This is a genomic window from Paenibacillus sp. FSL L8-0435, assembly GCF_037965655.1.
GTDB lineage: Bacteria > Bacillota > Bacilli > Paenibacillales > Paenibacillaceae > Paenibacillus.
The window spans coordinates 3,587,697-3,604,540 of record NZ_CP150185.1 but is presented as its reverse complement, the minus strand read 5'-3'; the positions used below and the strand labels follow the sequence as shown (position 1 = coordinate 3,604,540).

Annotated in this window: 17 protein-coding genes and 1 pseudogene; 5 read left to right on the top strand and 13 right to left on the bottom strand. The window is 45.4% G+C overall.

What is annotated here, in order from left to right; translation table 11 throughout:
• Positions 1–86: 86 nt before the first annotated feature.
• Complete coding sequence (locus NST33_RS15645) at positions 87–824, bottom strand: SDR family NAD(P)-dependent oxidoreductase (RefSeq protein ID WP_074095227.1); 738 nt, start codon at positions 822–824, stop codon at positions 87–89.
• Positions 825–1,000: 176 nt separating this feature from the next.
• Here NST33_RS15645 and NST33_RS15640 point away from each other — a divergent pair, with 176 nt between their 5' ends.
• Positions 1,001–1,615, top strand: a complete 615-nt coding sequence (locus NST33_RS15640; RefSeq protein ID WP_221821308.1) for a TetR/AcrR family transcriptional regulator — start codon at positions 1,001–1,003, stop codon at positions 1,613–1,615.
• Between the two features lie 46 nt (positions 1,616–1,661).
• On the opposite strand, the gene NST33_RS15635 is transcribed toward NST33_RS15640, so the two are convergent.
• Positions 1,662–2,111, bottom strand: a complete 450-nt coding sequence (locus NST33_RS15635; RefSeq protein ID WP_339303933.1) for a helix-turn-helix domain-containing protein — start codon at positions 2,109–2,111, stop codon at positions 1,662–1,664.
• Positions 2,112–2,213: 102 nt separating this feature from the next.
• Here NST33_RS15635 and NST33_RS15630 point away from each other — a divergent pair.
• Positions 2,214–2,345: pseudogene (locus NST33_RS15630) on the top strand (L-serine ammonia-lyase, iron-sulfur-dependent, subunit alpha); the annotation flags it as partial.
• Positions 2,346–2,455: 110 nt separating this feature from the next.
• Here NST33_RS15630 and NST33_RS15625 read toward each other — a convergent pair.
• Both NST33_RS15625 and NST33_RS15620 read right to left on the bottom strand, forming a co-directional pair.
• Positions 2,456–3,190 carry a hypothetical protein gene (locus NST33_RS15625; RefSeq protein WP_339303931.1) on the bottom strand — a complete coding sequence of 245 codons (735 nt, stop codon included), beginning with the start codon at positions 3,188–3,190 and terminating at the stop codon, positions 2,456–2,458.
• An 80-nt stretch (positions 3,191–3,270) separates the two neighbouring features.
• Positions 3,271–3,570, bottom strand: a complete 300-nt coding sequence (locus NST33_RS15620) for an immunity 53 family protein (RefSeq protein ID WP_339296837.1) — start codon at positions 3,568–3,570, stop codon at positions 3,271–3,273.
• A gap of 176 nt (positions 3,571–3,746) precedes the next feature.
• Between NST33_RS15620 and NST33_RS15615 the strand changes: the two genes are divergently transcribed.
• Entirely contained in the window at positions 3,747–4,103 is a 357-nt protein-coding gene (locus tag NST33_RS15615; protein ID WP_339303929.1) for a DUF3221 domain-containing protein, read from the top strand.
• A gap of 270 nt (positions 4,104–4,373) precedes the next feature.
• Here the strand turns inward: NST33_RS15615 and NST33_RS15610 are convergent, their stop codons facing one another.
• From NST33_RS15610 to NST33_RS15595, 4 genes are all read right to left on the bottom strand, one after another.
• A complete protein-coding gene (locus NST33_RS15610; protein WP_339303927.1) occupies positions 4,374–5,990 on the bottom strand; it encodes a glycoside hydrolase family 43 protein in 1,617 nt (538 codons plus the stop codon).
• Positions 5,991–6,052: 62 nt separating this feature from the next.
• Complete coding sequence (locus NST33_RS15605; protein WP_339303925.1) at positions 6,053–8,029, bottom strand: YjhG/YagF family D-xylonate dehydratase; 1,977 nt, start codon at positions 8,027–8,029, stop codon at positions 6,053–6,055.
• A gap of 16 nt (positions 8,030–8,045) precedes the next feature.
• Positions 8,046–9,512: an alpha-ketoglutaric semialdehyde dehydrogenase GucD gene (gene gucD / locus NST33_RS15600; protein WP_339303923.1), complete on the bottom strand. Its 1,467-nt coding sequence runs from the start codon at positions 9,510–9,512 to the stop codon at positions 8,046–8,048.
• Positions 9,513–9,533: 21 nt separating this feature from the next.
• Positions 9,534–10,409 (bottom strand): fumarylacetoacetate hydrolase family protein, encoded by an 876-nt coding sequence (locus tag NST33_RS15595; RefSeq protein WP_339303921.1) that lies wholly within the window; start codon positions 10,407–10,409, stop codon positions 9,534–9,536.
• 217 nt (positions 10,410–10,626) lie between these two features.
• Between NST33_RS15595 and NST33_RS15590 the strand changes: the two genes are divergently transcribed.
• Positions 10,627–11,550, top strand: a complete 924-nt coding sequence (locus NST33_RS15590) for an AraC family transcriptional regulator (protein WP_339303919.1) — start codon at positions 10,627–10,629, stop codon at positions 11,548–11,550.
• 195 nt (positions 11,551–11,745) lie between these two features.
• On the opposite strand, the gene NST33_RS15585 is transcribed toward NST33_RS15590, so the two are convergent.
• Positions 11,746–12,201 (bottom strand): DinB family protein, encoded by a 456-nt coding sequence (locus NST33_RS15585; protein ID WP_339303917.1) that lies wholly within the window; start codon positions 12,199–12,201, stop codon positions 11,746–11,748.
• Positions 12,202–12,287: 86 nt separating this feature from the next.
• Complete coding sequence (locus NST33_RS15580; protein ID WP_339303915.1) at positions 12,288–13,382, bottom strand: stalk domain-containing protein; 1,095 nt, start codon at positions 13,380–13,382, stop codon at positions 12,288–12,290.
• Positions 13,383–13,545: 163 nt separating this feature from the next.
• Here NST33_RS15580 and NST33_RS15575 point away from each other — a divergent pair, with 163 nt between their 5' ends.
• On the top strand, positions 13,546–14,022 hold the full coding sequence (locus NST33_RS15575) for a hypothetical protein (RefSeq protein ID WP_339303913.1): 477 nt from the start codon (positions 13,546–13,548) through the stop codon (positions 14,020–14,022).
• A 30-nt stretch (positions 14,023–14,052) separates the two neighbouring features.
• Here the strand turns inward: NST33_RS15575 and NST33_RS15570 are convergent, their stop codons facing one another.
• The 3 genes from NST33_RS15570 to NST33_RS15560 all read right to left on the bottom strand — a co-directional run bounded on the left by NST33_RS15570 (position 14,053) and on the right by NST33_RS15560 (position 16,722).
• Positions 14,053–14,367, bottom strand: coding sequence for an aldo/keto reductase (locus tag NST33_RS15570; RefSeq protein WP_339303911.1), 315 nt, complete (start codon positions 14,365–14,367; stop codon positions 14,053–14,055).
• A gap of 333 nt (positions 14,368–14,700) precedes the next feature.
• Positions 14,701–15,879, bottom strand: coding sequence for an MFS transporter (locus NST33_RS15565; RefSeq protein WP_339303909.1), 1,179 nt, complete (start codon positions 15,877–15,879; stop codon positions 14,701–14,703).
• A gap of 24 nt (positions 15,880–15,903) precedes the next feature.
• Positions 15,904–16,722 (bottom strand): helix-turn-helix domain-containing protein, encoded by an 819-nt coding sequence (locus NST33_RS15560; protein ID WP_339308705.1) that lies wholly within the window; start codon positions 16,720–16,722, stop codon positions 15,904–15,906.
• Positions 16,723–16,844: the final 122 nt, after the last annotated feature.

Here is a 16,844-nt window from a genome sequence, read left to right as displayed (position 1 = left end):
TCTTATACCAATATAATAAAAAAAGCCGCTAGAATAGCGACTTTTAATGGAACTATGTTCTTTGTGTGCTTCGATGATTGCTGCACTTATTGAGCGGTGTATCCTCCGTCTATGATCAGACTATTTCCTGTCATATATGAAGAATCGTCACTAGCTAGGAACAGAACGGCTTTCGCCATCTCTTCTGCTTGACCCAGACGTTTCATTGGTGTTGCCGCAGAAAGTGCTTGTTTGCTCTCTTCCGGGATAATCGGTGTATCGATGAAGCCAGGGCAAAGGGAGTTCACCCGAATATTCTGCTCAGCATACTCCAGCGCGAGCGAACGCGTCAGGTTCACAACGCCACCTTTAGCTGCATTGTAGGCTGCTGAACCAGGTGAACCAACCCATCCATACATGGAAGCCGTGTTGACGATTGTACCTCCACCAATTTTGAGCATTTCGCGAATCGATTCACGTGCAACCAAGAATACGCCGTCCAGATCAACATTGACCGTATTGCGCCATTCGGCATAATCAAGCTCATGTGTCGGATGAACACGCCCGATTCCCGCATTGTTGAACACGATATCCACTTGACCAAATGTTTCTACGGTTTGTTTGAAAATCTCAGATACCTCTTCTTCACTTGTTATGTTTGCTTTAATAAAGAGAGCCTCTGCTTTAAGCGCTTTCAGTTCCTGCTCAAACGCCTTGCCTTTTTCTTCATTCAGATCCACCAAGACCACTTTAGCTCCTTCGGAAACGAATAAGCGAGCTGTCGCTGCACCAATCCCGGATGCTCCTCCTGTGATGACTGCAACTTTATCTTGAAGTTTGCCCATGAATAAATCCCCCAGTATAATATTTTGAATAGCGCCTATATAAATAGTGCTATATGATGTTTACAAAACTAATTCTATGCTTAAAATTGTAACAATCCAATCATTAAGATGTGACCAAGTGTCTACCTCGTAGACACTTTATAAAACTATGTCTATATTTATAGGAGTTTTTTTGAATGAATAATGAACTTACTGTGACATCTCAACATCGTAATCGAACCAAGGAGCACCTAAAAACCGCTCTGATTCAGCTCATTAAGAAAAAAGGGTTCCATGGTGTTTCTGTCAAAGACATCGTTGATCAGGCGGGTTATAATCGCAGCACGTTTTATTTACACTACCAGGATAAATATATTCTCGCCGAAGAGTTGTTGACTATGACACTCGAAGGATTGAGGGGCGCAGTAGGCAAACCCTATTGGCACGGTCAAAAGGTTTCAACCAACAAGCTGGATGCCGAATCTTTTCAAATCGTGGATTATATCTACGAGCACCGTGAGTTCTTCGAACTGATTCAATACGATGATACGTTACCCGGTCTACATACAGGCTTTCCACAAACCATACTCAAAATCTATCAGGAGCAATTTGTCTTTGAGACGATCAACAACTCCCCAGTTAATATGGATTATTTCAAATACTATACCGCCTACGGTTTTTTTGGACTGTTGAACAATTGGATATTAAGTGGATATCGTGAATCACGCGAGGCATTTATCAAAAACGTAATTGAACTCACCAAAACGCATATTCACTCTTTTCATTATGTGGGTGACAAGTTGGAATCATGATCTCAAGTAAGTTGATTTGAACATCACGATGAACGATATGTCTGCCTTAGATAACAGGCCTGTAGCGATGGAGCAGATGCTCCTGATTACTCAGGGACATGCCCAGAATCTCTTCGATTTTATGAATACGCTGATACAAAGCATTGATATGAATATGAAGTGCTGCCGCAGCTTGGACTGCATAACCTCCACACGCCATATACGTCATCAGTGTTTCTTCTAACCCACCGGTCTGCCCTTTGCAGGCCGAAGTGAATACTTCTGCCATAAACGCATTCAAATCCTCAGCCGGTTGCCGGATAAACAACCGGTTAACACCGATATCCGTATATCGGATCGTCCCCTGTTCTCTTCTTGTCTTCTGGTATGCAAGTGCCTTGTCCGCTTCCTGGTATCCCGTCCACTCCTCAAACTCCAGCAGTCCCACCACGATGGAGGTTGAAGGAACGATTCCGATCTCCCCAGACTTCTGCCAATAATCCTCTGTAAAATCCACAAAGGCATGGTTACTCTTGCCTTGACCATTAACGCGTCGATCGCAGGGTCATACCTCCACAACACACCTAAGCACTCATAAGGGCTAACCGTAAGCAGCCGTTCGGATGAGGTAGTGCAGGTCATGCTGGAGGTTGGATCAGCCATGCCTGAATCTCTTCGCGAAACAGCAGCCGGCGGCCTCGCCCAGACACCAACAGGACGCAAAATCACAAGGAATTTACAGCATAAATAAAAACGGGCCTGTCATTTATACGAGAGGAATGCAACCACAAGATAAAAGCATGCCTAATAATAAAAGAGACCATGACACCAGCTGGACAATGTTTTCTAGCGGCCAAATAATTAATATTTCAGGGTTGCAGAGTGCTTTTTAATGCCTGTTTTATTAAATAAAGCAACTTCAAAATCAGATACCCATATAATTTCACCTAGATGTTTAGCATAGGCAAATTCATCTGGTTGTTCTGATATGATCTTCTCTAAAAGTATTTGCGTACCATCTCGTTGTAAAATAGTTAGGAATATATCCATGCTATCTACATTATGATGGCAAATGACTTTAGCATAGTACTTCTTATTAGGGCTCTTCACATCCTTTTTCCAAGTCCATTCATTTACATAATCTAACTCCTCAATTTGCAAAGCTATCTCCCTAAATGGATCAACCTCCCAATTATTACGTAGAGCAAGTTTCTCTATGCCTTCCATTAGCAGGCGAAGCGTAGTCTTTTTTTTCTCCAGCTCATTTTTTGCGCTAAAGTCATTCAAACTAAATTGGATCGGTACCGAGCACACACCAGAATCGTTAACAATCCGTTCATCCGAAATGTTTTCTACACATTCTATTAGGACTTTCCAACAATCTTTCGTTTTGTATTTCCCCAACAGACGTTCATACATCGCTGTAATACAGCGAGTTTCCAAGCTAAAAGAGCGTCTTTGCCATTTCCAATTCAATGCATAATCTAATTTTGTTGCTTCGTTGCGATCGCAATTTTGCTCTTTCATTATAGATTCAATATTTTCATCATCTACAATATACGGTAAATCTAAATTGAATTCTTTTAAATACATCATCTGATCCTCTCCATGGTTTATAAATAAAAAATCTAAAAGGCATTTAGCCAATCAAGGCCTCATCCTCAGTCAGTTCATCATTAATTTCTATCCAAACTCGAAGCCCAATTTTTGAAGCAATTAAGCATCTCTTCTAAATTTTTTGCTCCCCCTGCACTCTGAAACACTCCATCTCTCACGATACAGTAGAACCAATCTTGTTCATTTCTCTCTTTTTCAATCGAATCAAATGGCACATCTTCTAAATATGTATCCGTCAAATCGATTTCGACAGACCAACCAGGATTATCCACCGTATCAATTCGCACACCGTATGAATGCTCCCAATCGCCGTCACAATTTTCATAATACCAGCTTTGAATCCATTTTAGGCTATCCATCGTCGTGACCTCTTTTTTTGTTTTTTCGACTCTAGGAACTTATTATTTAAAAGAATCCTCAAGCCATGTTTCATACTTTTCTCGTATGAATTACCTTTTAGTAATAATTTGCTTTTTTTATGTAGGGTATACTTTAAAGCAAGGGGAAAACTTTATTTCAAATCAAGGAGGTTATTATGAAAAAAATAATATTGTTTATCTTCATTAGTATGACTATACTTGCGGGCTGTTCTAACAAGGATGAGAAAGAGAATTATCCAGTTTTCGAGGGCACTGTAGTATTTAAAACAGATGAAAATGACAAGTACAAATTTCTTGTACTACAAAATATAAGTAAGGAAGATCTGGAGAATGGAAATCTTGAGGATTTTATAGAACTAGCACAAGACCAGGAAGCTTCGTATTATTTGGTCAATAGAGAAACATATGAAACAATTGAAGTAGGGCAAAGAGTAAGAATCACTGCTGGCTTAGACCAACTAGAACCCTCGCCACCCATTAGAACGGTTGTGAGTATTGAAAAAATAGGCTGAGATCTTTCTATTGCCAAACGATAAAAAGTCCTTATCGTTTCAAGTGAACGTAAGGACTTTTTATCATTTTGGGTTCAAAAGTTCGGAGTTAAATTTCGCGCGGTTAAATCCGACGGGCCTCTATTTCCATCATTGTCCCAACCATATCAACTGATTTATGGAAGATGTGCCTTTATAAAATTAAAATCCGCTGATGATTTTTAATTTCACATGGATAAATATGTGATTTGGTCCTCTTTGGATTGTCCCCTGCTCCTTCCAAAAAGACCGTCACATGTTTTCCAATATACCAACTGCATGCTTTGTTTCTTTATACATAAAGTAATCAAAATCGGCATGTTTTCGGGTTCCGCCAAGATCCTGCACACAAAGACCGATATAGGTTCCCGTAAACCGGATATACTCCGGAGATTCATCGGACAGATGTGTGATATCAATCCACCCGCCTGCTGTATTCCAGGATGAATCACTATTTAACGCATAATAAAAGCGGGCGCGATCTTGATCTACCACAGTCTTTAAACGGAGCGTGCTCACCGACTCTAGCGGAATATCCTCAAGCAGTTCGTCGTATACCCCGTATTTGGACTGAATAATCCCCAGGCAGAGCCCTCTCTCTTCATGATAAGTTACACGTAAGTAGAGATAGTCCTGGGTATCGTAGTACAAAATCAATCCGGCCATTTGCTGGGGATGGTCCGACGCAAATTCCAGACATGTCTCGGCTTCACACTCCAAGGCCTGAAGTCTCCGTGCGATCATGCTTTGCCTGTGCGTTGAACTCATCGACTCCATGCCGTGCAAGCGCAAGTAACCAGGGCGTTCCGTCAAGCTGAGCCAAGTCGAATCGGGTGGAATGCGAAGTGTATTCCAATCCTGCCGAAGCTCAAATTGATCAAAGTGATCCATTTCAGTAATCGGTTCAAATGGATGTGACGGGATCTTCGGTGCAGACACCTGAACCTCCGGATATCGGTCACCGCTCGCAAGTCTCAGCCAGCCGTCCTCACTCCACGTACACGGCTGAAGTGCGGTCTCACGTCCAAGAATGCAATATTTGTGATGAACGGGTCGTCCGACCAGATGAGCCATGTACCATTCGCCGGTATGCGTTTCGACTAGACTACCGTGGCCTGCCTTTTGCAGTGCTAAATCCGGTCTGCCGTATGAAGTGAGGATCGGATTGGCAGGATCGACCTCATAAGGACCTTGTAACGTACGGGAACGTGCTGAGGTAACCGCATGCTCATAACCGGTTCCACCTTCAGCCGTAATGAGATAATAATAGTCGTTGTGTTTATACAGGTGGGGTGCTTCGGTCAGGCCTAATTCTGTTCCCTTAAATATGTTCATGGCCGGTCCAATCAGCTTATGTTCCTGGACGGAATATTCCTGAAGAACGATGCCTGCAAACCGGTTTTTGCCCTTACGGTGATCCCATATCATATTGACCAGCCATGTGCGTCCATCTTCATCATGAAACAGGGAAGGATCAAAACCACTGCTGTTCAGATACACCGGATCGGACCAAGGGCCCTCGATATCCGTTGCTGTCACAAGGTAATTGTGGGTATCTTTAAAAGCGCCTACCCGGCTTTTGACATCGGTGTATATCAGGTAAAACACACCGTTGTTGTAACTAAGACAGGGTGCCCATACGCCTCCGGAATTAATGTTGCCCTCCATGTTCAACTGCGTTACACGAGTCAGCGGAGAAGCGATGGGCCGCCAATGAACCAGATCCCGGGAATGGTGAATCCGTACACCAGGGAACCATTCAAAGGTGGAAGTGGCGATATAATAATCCTCCGCTGCTCGGCAGATGGATGGATCGGGATGGAAACCGGGAAGGATGGGATTGGTGATCATTTTCTTGATCTTATTCATGGAAGAAACCTCCGGTATGAAAGTAATGATCTGTACAACAACAGATACACAAAAGGTGGATATCAGTACCAGCCCAGCGCTTTTTTGCCGGCTTCCAGGGCGGTTACGATCCGCTCGACATCATATATATTCCCTCTCCAAGTCCCACCGCTGACCGATTGCAATGCAGCCCAGAGCTTTGTATCATCCGGCAAAGCTTCATCAGGCCTCATATCTGGATGAAAGGGCCTTTGTGCCAGGATGAGAGCGCCTTCTTCCGGTGAAAACTCCAGATCGCCTTCTCCGACAAAGTTAACGCTGCCCTCCAGCGTGTTACGATCAACCGTGATGTCAATCAGGTCTCCGTTCCGCAGCTTGCCAATCGGTCCGCCTGCCAGCGCTTCGGGGCCAACATGACCAATACACGCTCCGGTGGAAACACCGGAGAACCGGGCATCCGTAATCAGTGACACGTATTTGCCAAAAGGCAAATGTTTAAGCGCAGATGTAAGCTGGTACGTCTCCTCCATTCCAGTTCCCGATGGACCTCGCCCGAGAAGCACAACAACGTCGCCAGCCAGAATACCTCCGGTCTTAATCGCATGGATCGCCTCACGTTCAGTGGTAAACACCTTTGCTCTGCCACGATGACGGTATACGCCATGCTCATCCAGCACAGCAGGATCAATAGAGGTGGATTTGATGACAGAACCTTCTGGAGCGATATTCCCGGTTGGAAATGTTACGGTCGATGAGATTCCAAGCCGCTGAGCGTGTTCTACACTCATGATGACACTGTCCGGATCGATACCGTCCTGCTCTTTTAACTGCGTCCGCATGAGATGACGGCGTTCCGACGATTCCCACCAGTCCAGTACCTGACCCAATGAAGTACCTGTAACCGTTGGTACAGACTCATCCAACAGACCAAGCTGTCTGAGGTGTAGCATGACCTCCGGTACACCTCCGGCCTGAAAGACACGTATGGTCGGATAAAAGATCGGTCCGTTTGGTAGGGCGCTAACCAGCCTTGGAACATTTTTGTTGACCTGTATCCAGTCGTGTACCGTGGGTACGGTTAAACCGGCGGCATGGGCAATCGCCGGTATGTGAAGAAGCAGATTGGTCGATCCGCCAAACGCGGCATGAACGGTCATCGCATTGCGAATGGATGCATCGGTGACAATGTCTGCCATCCTCATCCCCTGTGACTCCATATGGATGAGTGCACGTGACGATTGGCGCGCCATTTCAAACCAGATGGGCTGCCCGGAAGGCGCAAGCGCGGCATGAGGCACTGTCATACCCAGTGCCTCTGCTACAACCTGGGCCGTAGCCGCGGTACCTAGAAACTGACAGCCTCCTCCCGGTGTAGCACAAGCTCGACATCCTAAATCGGACGCCATTTCCAGAGAAATTTCCCCGTTGACGTACCGTGCACCGATGGTCTGAATTTTACCGGCGTCCTCTCCATCGGTAGGCGGAAGTGTGACGCCACCGGGAACGATTACACCAGGCAATTGAGGCATTCCAGCAAGTGCGAGCATCATCGCTGGAAGACCTTTGTCACAAGTGGCGACACCAAGCACGCCTTTACGAGTTGGCAGCGAGCGAATCAGTCTGCGAAATACCATAGCGGCATCGTTCCGGTACGGAAGCGAGTCAAACATGCCGGTCGTCCCCTGTGATCTGCCGTCACACGGATCGCTGACATATCCGGCAAACGGGATTCCTCCCCGGCTTGACAGTTCTTCTGCGGCAGCCTTCATCAGCAGGCCGACCTCCCAGTGGCCGGTATGGTAACCGAGTGCTGCCGGGCTGCCGTCTTCATTGCGTATGCCACCTTGTGTACTCAAGATCAGAAATTGTTTTCCGTTCAATTCCCCGGGCTTCCAACCCATTCCAACATTCTGGGACATGCCAAACAAGTCGCCGCTTGGAGCATTCCGCAGCAAATCATCCGTTAAAGGCAGACGTCCGGCAGCCCCAGGAGCATGTGCTATGATATCGAAGCAGTTGGAAGCGGTCTCTCCCATAATCGACGTAATCTGTTCGTACATGATAGCCTCCCACAGTTTATGACTTCACAAAGACCGTTTTGATGGCCGTGAAAAACTCGATAGCCGCTTGTCCCTGTTCTCTGGAGTGTGAACTTGACATCTTCATTCCGCCAAACGGAGCCTGCAGCTCTACGCCAGCCGTTTCTGCATTAATTCTGACGAGTCCTGCATCCATGTCCCGGATGAAAGACAACATGGCTCCGACGTTCTGTGTATAGATGGAAGCACTCAAGCCATAATCGCTATCATTAGCCGCTTCGATCGCTTCCTCCAGGGAATCTACCGCAATCAAGGCCAGAACCGGGCCAAAGATTTCTTCCCGGGCGATGGACATATGGGATTCGACCCCTTCAAATACGGTAGGCTGCACATAGAATCCCTCTTCCAGTCCCGGACCGTCCCCTCTTTTTCCGCCAGCGAGCAGAACAGCACCTTCATCCTGGCCTTTTTGAATGTAACTCAGCACGGTATTGAGCTGTCCTTCGCTTGCACATGGACCCATCCAGCTTCCAGAAGACATGCCGTCACCCAGTCGAATTTCCTGGATTTGCGAGAGCAGCTTTTCTTTGAAGGCATCGTATACTTTTCGTTCAATAATGACCTTGCTGGTGGCCGTACATTTTTGTCCGGTCGATTTCAACCCTCCGCTGATTGTGGCTTCCACAGCCAAATCCAGGTCAGCGTCAGCCGCGATAATAATCGGGTTTTTCCCACCCATTTCAAGTTGATACTTGGCTCCACGTGCCAGTGCTGCGCCGCCGACCCGTTTGCCCACTTCATTGGAACCTGTGAACGTTATTCCGCCCACATCCGGATGCTCAGCAAGTGCAGATCCGATCACTGAGCCTCTGCCACATACCAGATTAAGAACACCTGCCGGAATGCCCGCCTCTTCAAAACACTCCATTAATTTAGCTGCAGTGACCGCAGTTTCCTGAGCAGGCTTCAACACAACCGTATTGCCGTAAATTAAGGCCGGAGCCGTTTTCCAAATCGGAATGGCAACCGGGAAATTCCAAGGAGCAATAACCCCTACAACGCCAAGGGGTACGCGGGTCGTAAACATCAGCGCTTCGCTGTCCGTTGATGGAATGACATCACCGGTTTTTCGCATGCCTTCTCCAGCGTAATACCTTAAGATCGCGACACCGCGCAGTGTCTCTCCTTTGGCTTCGGGGAGTGTTTTGCCCATTTCCCTGGTCATCGCCTCTGCAACTTCATCGGCCCGGCGTTCCAGCACATTGGCTGCCTGAAATAGATAGTTTCCGCGTTCCGCGCCCGATAACCTCCGCCAATCTTTTGCTGCTTCCTTCGCGGCTGCAACAGCCCGGTTCAGATCCTCTACGCCTGAGGTGGGTACGTAGCCAACTACCTCCTTCCGATTCGCCGGGTTGATGCTCGGTTCGGTTTCACCGGATGTCGCCTTCACCCATTCTCCGTTAATGTAATTGCTGTATGTCTGCTCTACCTGAAATGTGGTCATCGCATTCATCCTCCTTGTACATTAGTTTGAAATGACTGGATTAATAAGTGTCCCGATATCGCTAATGGATATTTCAATGCGGTCCCCGGGTGCAAGTGTAAAATCATTGGGTGGCACGATGCTTGTGCCTGTCAATAACACCGTACCGTCAAACAAATCGTTATCTCTGGCCAGAAAGGAGACCAGTTCATCGAGTTTTCGGTTTAACTCACTTGTGCTTGCCTCGCTTTTGACAACTATTTCACCTTCGCGATATATTTCGCAGACGATGCTGAACGCATACGGATTCTGCACCGTTTCCGCCAGACGAATGGATGGACCTATCGAGCAGGAATTGCGCCACATTTTTGCTTGCGGCAGATACAGCGGGTTTTCCCCTTCAATATCGCGGCAGCTCATGTCATTGCCAACGATGTATCCCACAATGCTGCCATCTGCGGCAAGCACCAACCCCAGCTCAGGCTCCGGGATCTGCCAATTGGAATCGCTGCGAAGTGTGACAGCCTCATTGGGCCCGACGGTGCGGGCTGCTGTAGATTTAAAAAAGATCTCCGGTCTTTCGGCATCATAAACTTTATCGTAAAAGGTTTTTGCATCCAGCTTGCCTTCGGTTGCTTCATAATTTCGCGCTTCGCGGCTGCGTTGATAAGTTACACCCGCCGCCCATACTTCCGGAGCTTCCAATGGAGTGATTAGATGCAGGGAAGTCCAATCGTCAGTTAACTTGTTTGACGGTTTAAAAGCGCTTTCAACAAGTTGAACTGGAGAAATCCCCTGCTTTCTTGCTTGATGGATCAAAGTCATAAAATCTGCTTGTGGCAAACGATACGCTTGTTCATCATCCGTAACGGCTGCCAGCCACTTCTGTTGTCCGTCCAGAAATCGAATAATTCTCATTCAAGCTTGCCTCCATTTTTCCCCATCGGGTTGATAATACTACCATAGCACCGGCTATGGTTCATGACGATGTTCTAATCACTCCGACGATTTACCCTTTTCACGCATTTTTTTTCTGTTAAGATGAGGTTATATCCGTTGAACTGAAAATAATTTACGAGGACACTCCGATGACAGGATGTTGGAATATAGAATCGTACAAGGGGGTTGGTTTGCTGTGACCAAGCTTTCGGATGCTGTGTATTTAGGGCGTCTGCCCGATGTTCGCATGTCTTTTCAATTATTGGGGCTGCATGCAAGAAAAGTAGATTCCAGCTGGACTTATCCGTCCCATGAACATTCAATGTATGAAGTGCACTGGATGATGGACGGGCAGATGAACATGGTGGTCAACGGGCAGTCTTATCGTCAGTCGGTTGGCGACCTTCTGTTCATCCGGCCGGGTATGACTCACTCTTGCACCGGAGCCGGACCGGAGGGGTTTACTTATTTTTCCGTGCATTTCAGCATACACGATACATCCTTTTGCAGAGAACTTAACCGTTGCAAAGACATCTATTATCCGGCAAATTCGAATTTGGCTCTGGGGCTCTCCTCTTCCCTGTCTACCTTGTATGGTCTGGCTACAGAGCATCTGTCTAACTCGTTATCTTCCTCCAAACAAATGAAGGTACATGCCGCCGTGTTTGAACTGCTTGGTTCCCTGGTCGGCCAGTTATCTCAGCAAGCTTCCGTTACGTTGTCGAGAAAAGAAACCATTGCCCATCAGATTGCCGAGCACATTGAGGATTCGGTAAGATATATCCATCTTCACGGGGAAATTCAGGAGAGTGAGCGAACCTGGATTCAGGACATTGCCAAATCGCTGAGCATTAGCCCGTCACAGGTTAATCGTATTTTTCGGCAGGTATATGGCATCGCTCCACGCAAGTTTCTATCCGAAACCCTTCTGAACGAAGCGCAACGGCTTTTAAAACAAACCGACCTGAACATAGACCATATTGCGATGATGCTTGGGTATAAGACCAATGCGCATTTCAGCCGCCAGTTCAAGCGGTGGACAGGCATCGCGCCAAGTGAATTTCGCAGCCATTCCCAGCAGACTACGGCAGCCGATCGTCCTGATGGTTCATACCGCTGAGCTTTTCTTTCTATAAAAGGTAATAATGTTGGGCTGGTCCATGGCGTCTAGCATATTACCGTCAAGATTTACCGCGGCGACGTAGTTGTAAAAGATTTTTGAATTTCGAAACAAAATAGCCGCCAGGTTGGCGGCTATTTCTGCGACTATTATGTTATTACTTGGCATAGCAATGTTGATGATTTTCCTCGCCCTTTAGAGTCGTGCGAAGGTGATGTAATCAACTTGGACAGGCTCCGCCGATTCGGTTCGAAGTGCCCGGTTAATCTGTCCCCGGTGATACTGCCCATGTAAGATGACTTGCGAGAGAATGTCCCGGATGGAAGTTCGGAACGGAACCCCGCTCTGGTTTGCATAATCAATGATCTCATCCAATTTGAATTCCTCGAGCCCGTCCATATAGACGCGATATTGCTCGATGTTTTCTTCGAACATCTCCCGGATCGCCGTCAAGTCTTCTGTTTCTTCCCACAATGAATATTGCGCGCTACCCTTGCCTTGCAATCGGGACAGCCAGACTCGTTCCGCAACCGCGACATGTCGAACCAGCTTCAGAAGCTCCTTGTTCTCTGTCTTGGACTCCTTGAGCGCGTCTAAAATACGTTCGTCTGCCCAGTACAGATGGTCCATCATGCGCTTGATCGTATTCATTTCGCTTTCCCCCTTATCGTCTCACTGTCACTCACGACTTGTCATCATGCTCCGATAGACTTTAGAGTTTGAAGCCACAGTTTCCGTCATTTGAACTCGGAATAAGGAATAATAAACTCTGGCATTCCTTCAGCGTAGGAAGTATATTCATATTCTGTGAAATAGATAACGATACCATCATGGCTCAGGTAATAATCTCGATCAGCTTCGATCGTCTTAAATGGAGTGGACAACTCCAATCCGCGATGATTGATGTGATCTGTGATTTGGCTGTTAATGATAGAGACATAATCGGCGTTACCTGCTGCTTCCTTCAACGAAATCAGATCACCTGTTACGAGATCGAACGTGTAAGGAACCCTCGTCGTCATTCCGTGCGCTCCCCCCATATAAAGATCATAATCCACATATAGGCTCAATTTTCCATTCTCGTTATACATAACTGTAAATCTGCCATCGAGGCTCGGTTGCCGAATTTCAGCCTTTGGATTTTTGATTAGTAATTGATTATTCGCTTTTACGACTGTATCCATTTCCTTCGATCCCGCTGCAATGTGCTTGTCGGTCTCCTGCTTCAAAAAGGCGTTGATCTTATCCTGTACTTTCTCTCTTGCATAGCCCTTAATTACCGGATAGTAGACGAGCAATGATTTGCCATCTCCGTCGGCACCGATCTCTTCCGCTTGAACCTGCAAGTCGTTTTCCTTAATCGATTGAATACCGACCTGCTTAGTACTATTCTGATATGAAATTACATAGCCCATCCGCTCCAATAGGAAGCGAAGTGGCAAATAAGTTGTATTGTCCTGGAGAATGACTTGAGGTCCAAAGACCGGTTGTCCGTTCAAATGAATAGTATTGTTAGAGAGATTAATTTGAAGCGATCGTCCATTTCCCGACACTTCAACAAGTTGATTAGTCTGATTGAAATTGGTGGTTAAACCCAGGGCTGTATTTAGGTTCCTAAGAGCTATATAGGTCGATCCGTTTTTATTAATTGTACCAATGCTTGATTTCTTTCCTTCAATGCTGAACGGTTGTACGGTAACTTTATATTTGGAAACGGAAGCTGCAGCGGCTACCGGTTGGCCTTCGGCCATGAAGTGTGCCAGGGGCGATGCCAGTAATGCTGTCATAATAGCACTTACAATTAACTTATTTCTCTTCTTGTTTCTATTCATTTTTTTTCTTACATCCTTTCTGAATTCAAGTTCATTGCCTTCTAGCTTTTAAACGCAGTTTTTAACTAAAAGGTTTCAAATCAACATGGGACTTGATTGTCAGTACTGTGATATTCTTAATGTTACGAGGAAGAACAGTGAAACTGCAGGAGGTTAAACATCCATGAAATCCAAACGAGCACTAATCGATCGAAGAAACGCCGAGCGTCGGGTTCGCCGGGAACAGAAAATCAATCCACCCGGTCCTTTCTTCAAGCTGTTCGACTGGATGTGGAAGATTATATTTATCTTGTTCCTGTCATCTCTTTCTGTTGTTGCCTTCTGCCATTGGTTTTTGCGCACGGGTTCTGGTCCGGGAAGATCAAATCTCATCGCTTTCACTGCTGAACGAATGGCAACTTTAATGCTTTTTATAATGCTGGCTACTGCCTGCATAGTCGGTATACGAGCTATGATTAAGTCTAAAGATAACTCTTCCAGCAGAACTTCCAAACATCCGGACGGAAAACGTTTGATCATAATGAAAATTATTGTTTTTCTGTTCTTTGTAATCGTTATGGTCATTTCAATCATTATCTGCTGGGCGCAGCTGAAAGTTTTATTGAAGATTGGAAAACTATTGTTATTGTCTTTAGGTTGATCGGGATGGCCCTTTATTTTAACAGGATTATCAGCGAATAAACAGTTTCATCAAATTTATATAAATTGGGTTGATCATGTAGCCATTCGGGCTTATGGAATATCTCTTACCTGTGTCCAACCGCCGTATATGGTCCATGTCCTCCTCATTCAGTTCAAAGTCGAATATTTCGATATTCTCTTTAATCCGTTGAGGGTTCGTTGATTTGGGAATGACCATAATTCCGCATTGCAGATGCCAGCGCAAAATGACTTGCGCAATTTGCGATTCTTTTAATATTTTCAGATGATGGGATACGGTCGGTCGGGATAGATGTGTTTTCATCCTGATCTCGCCTACGCGCATGCCGGTTTTTTGCGGTGCTTCGCGGCTTTAATTGTTGTTTGCCCACGTGTTTAAGGTGCTTACATATGCTGTAGACCCCAGTCTTGTAAATCTATATGGAGAACTTCTTGATTCCGGGTCTCATCCATAATGGGATGCTTTTCTACCCAGTGCCAGCGGATAAACCGATCCCATGGATCAGCTCCGAGGATGCAGCACAATATCATGTTTATGCGTTAAACCATCCTGATCTGGCAGGATTTTTCAAGGAATGTACGACTTGTACATTCCCTCTTTCTAATTAGGACTATAACGCCAGATAGATCTCCTGTGTAACTTAACCAGTCCACCTACCTATTCACCAGTAACCATAGAGTTTTCAGTCCTACTTCTCATCCTTTTGAATAGAATTAGGACAAGAAATAAAGCTACGCTTACAGCTCCAAACCCCAACCAATTCAAATACATGACAGATGAACGACTGATCACAAACCCACCTAATCCAGATCCCAGTGCAAAACCAAATTGGATAAATGATGTATTTACGCTTAGGGCGATGTCAGGATTACGAGGTGCCAGTGTAACCAGATATAGTTGCTGGGCCGGAGATATGCTCCACGTTGCTAACATAAAAATCATTAAAACCAAGATTAACATGATAAGATTAACTCCAGCTAGAGCAAACAAAAGAAGAGTTACGCCTTGTAACAGAAGGCCTAGACAAATTGTAAACTTTGATCCCTTTGCATCTGCCAATTGTCCGCCCACTTTTGATCCGACAAAGCTGCAAATTCCCGCGAGAAACAGAACACCGCTTATCTCGGTCATGGTAAGAGTGGATGTAGCTTGCAAGAAAGGCGTAATATACGTGAACAGTGTTGAATAGCCTCCGATATACAATAATGTAATAAGCAAGGCAGTCAGAATGAGTGGATTTTTTAAAATGGAGACCTGCATACTGAGGGTGATCTTTTCTTCCTCTTTGATTGCCGGAACCTTTTTGTAGATAATAAGTAATGGAAGAACACTTAACAATCCAATGATTACAAATAGAACTCTCCATCCAAACATTTCACTAAAAAATGTGCCCAATGGGACACCGAGCACTAGCGAACTGCTGAGCCCCATCAGAATGATGCCGATGGCATTGCCCCTTTTTTCCTTTTCAACCAGTCGTGTCGATACGGCCATCGCTACTACGGTAGCCACTCCTCCGCTAGCCCCTTGAATAATTCGCACCCATAGTAAAGTTTCGTAAGAAAGGTCAACAAACATAAGTCCGTTACTGGCAATAAACACACTGAGGGTGGACAACAGTAACTTCTTGCGATCCATATTTATTGTAATTGCAATGAGAATCGGAGCAATAATGGCCGCTGCCAGAGCGAATACAGTCACCAGTAAACCCACTTCGGAAGTAGATACACTCAAGTCTGAGGCGATCATTTCAATGACTCCTGTAATAATGTATTCAAGGGTTCCGATCAGAAAAACAGCCAATGCCAAGATATATATAATCCATTTATTTTTCACTTTAATCCACTCCGTCTTCTCTAGTTATCTATTTAGTATTGGAATTTGTATTTCTATAAACTGTACATCTTGTTCTTGAGATAAGGGTAAATATAATTCCCTACCAGCTCCGTTCTCCTTGATCTGATAGTTATTATTCTCAATCCATGTAGCTAGATGAACACAGGCTTTACAGGCAAAGGCGGCATTGGAACGATAAGCTATGGTGGCCATCATGGGCTCGGCAGGAAGAGTCCGCAGTTGAAATGGGGCGAGAGGTGATCGCAGATCACAGCTTAAGAAGTAACCTATTTCAAACTCGAATTCTTCCTCTTGTCCTGCGATTTCTTTCCACAAAACAACCTGAGGTCCGTCAATCAGTTGGCGCATTTCTTTTGTTAATGACTGATCAAACTGATGAAATAAACTCGAGATCTCCTCTTCCCTCCCGCACCCTGTCTGAAAAAGAAACTGCCGAGCACCTTCCTCTTTAATTCGAATTTCTTGCCCGGTTTCAATGTGCCCCTCTTCCTCTAGAAGCTGCATGCGTTCCTCAATTCGGACGAGTTTGGCTTGTTCCGTATCGATAATTTGCTGAATTTCGCTTCTTTTTAGCTTAAACATGCCTTGAATATTGTCCAATGTAATATGTTCCTGTAACAGCTGTGTGATTTGTGGCAATGTGAACCCCAATTCTTTATAAATGAAGATTCGGTTGAGCTCGAGGAGCTGATCTGCGGAATAGTAACGGTAACCCGTATCGTGATCTACCTTTCTCGGCTTAAGTATGCCAATCTGGTCATAATAACGCAGTGTTTTTAATGAGACCCTGCTTAGTCTGGAAAACGCACTGATTTTGAACAACATATCATCTCCAATCTATTAACATAATGCGAGTATATAGTTTCCCGTACAGGGGAAAGTCAAGGGTGTATATGCTTCTCATTTTTATATAAAATTAACCACCGTCCTTGTCATCACTCTAT

Coding starts and splice junctions, on each gene's coding strand:
- NST33_RS15645 (WP_074095227.1), bottom strand. CDS start 824: ATGGGCAAACTTCAAGATAAAGTTGCAGTCATCACAGGAGGAGCATCC.
- NST33_RS15640 (WP_221821308.1), top strand. CDS start 1,001: ATGAATAATGAACTTACTGTGACATCTCAACATCGTAATCGAACCAAG.
- NST33_RS15625 (WP_339303931.1), bottom strand. CDS start 3,190: ATGATGTATTTAAAAGAATTCAATTTAGATTTACCGTATATTGTAGAT.
- NST33_RS15620 (WP_339296837.1), bottom strand. CDS start 3,570: ATGGATAGCCTAAAATGGATTCAAAGCTGGTATTATGAAAATTGTGAC.
- NST33_RS15615 (WP_339303929.1), top strand. CDS start 3,747: ATGAAAAAAATAATATTGTTTATCTTCATTAGTATGACTATACTTGCG.
- NST33_RS15610 (WP_339303927.1), bottom strand. CDS start 5,990: ATGAATAAGATCAAGAAAATGATCACCAATCCCATCCTTCCCGGTTTC.
- NST33_RS15605 (WP_339303925.1), bottom strand. CDS start 8,029: ATGTACGAACAGATTACGTCGATTATGGGAGAGACCGCTTCCAACTGC.
- gucD (WP_339303923.1), bottom strand. CDS start 9,512: ATGACCACATTTCAGGTAGAGCAGACATACAGCAATTACATTAACGGA.
- NST33_RS15595 (WP_339303921.1), bottom strand. CDS start 10,409: ATGAGAATTATTCGATTTCTGGACGGACAACAGAAGTGGCTGGCAGCC.
- NST33_RS15585 (WP_339303917.1), bottom strand. CDS start 12,201: ATGAATACGATCAAGCGCATGATGGACCATCTGTACTGGGCAGACGAA.
- NST33_RS15580 (WP_339303915.1), bottom strand. CDS start 13,382: ATGAATAGAAACAAGAAGAGAAATAAGTTAATTGTAAGTGCTATTATG.
- NST33_RS15575 (WP_339303913.1), top strand. CDS start 13,546: ATGAAATCCAAACGAGCACTAATCGATCGAAGAAACGCCGAGCGTCGG.
- NST33_RS15570 (WP_339303911.1), bottom strand. CDS start 14,367: ATGCGCGTAGGCGAGATCAGGATGAAAACACATCTATCCCGACCGACC.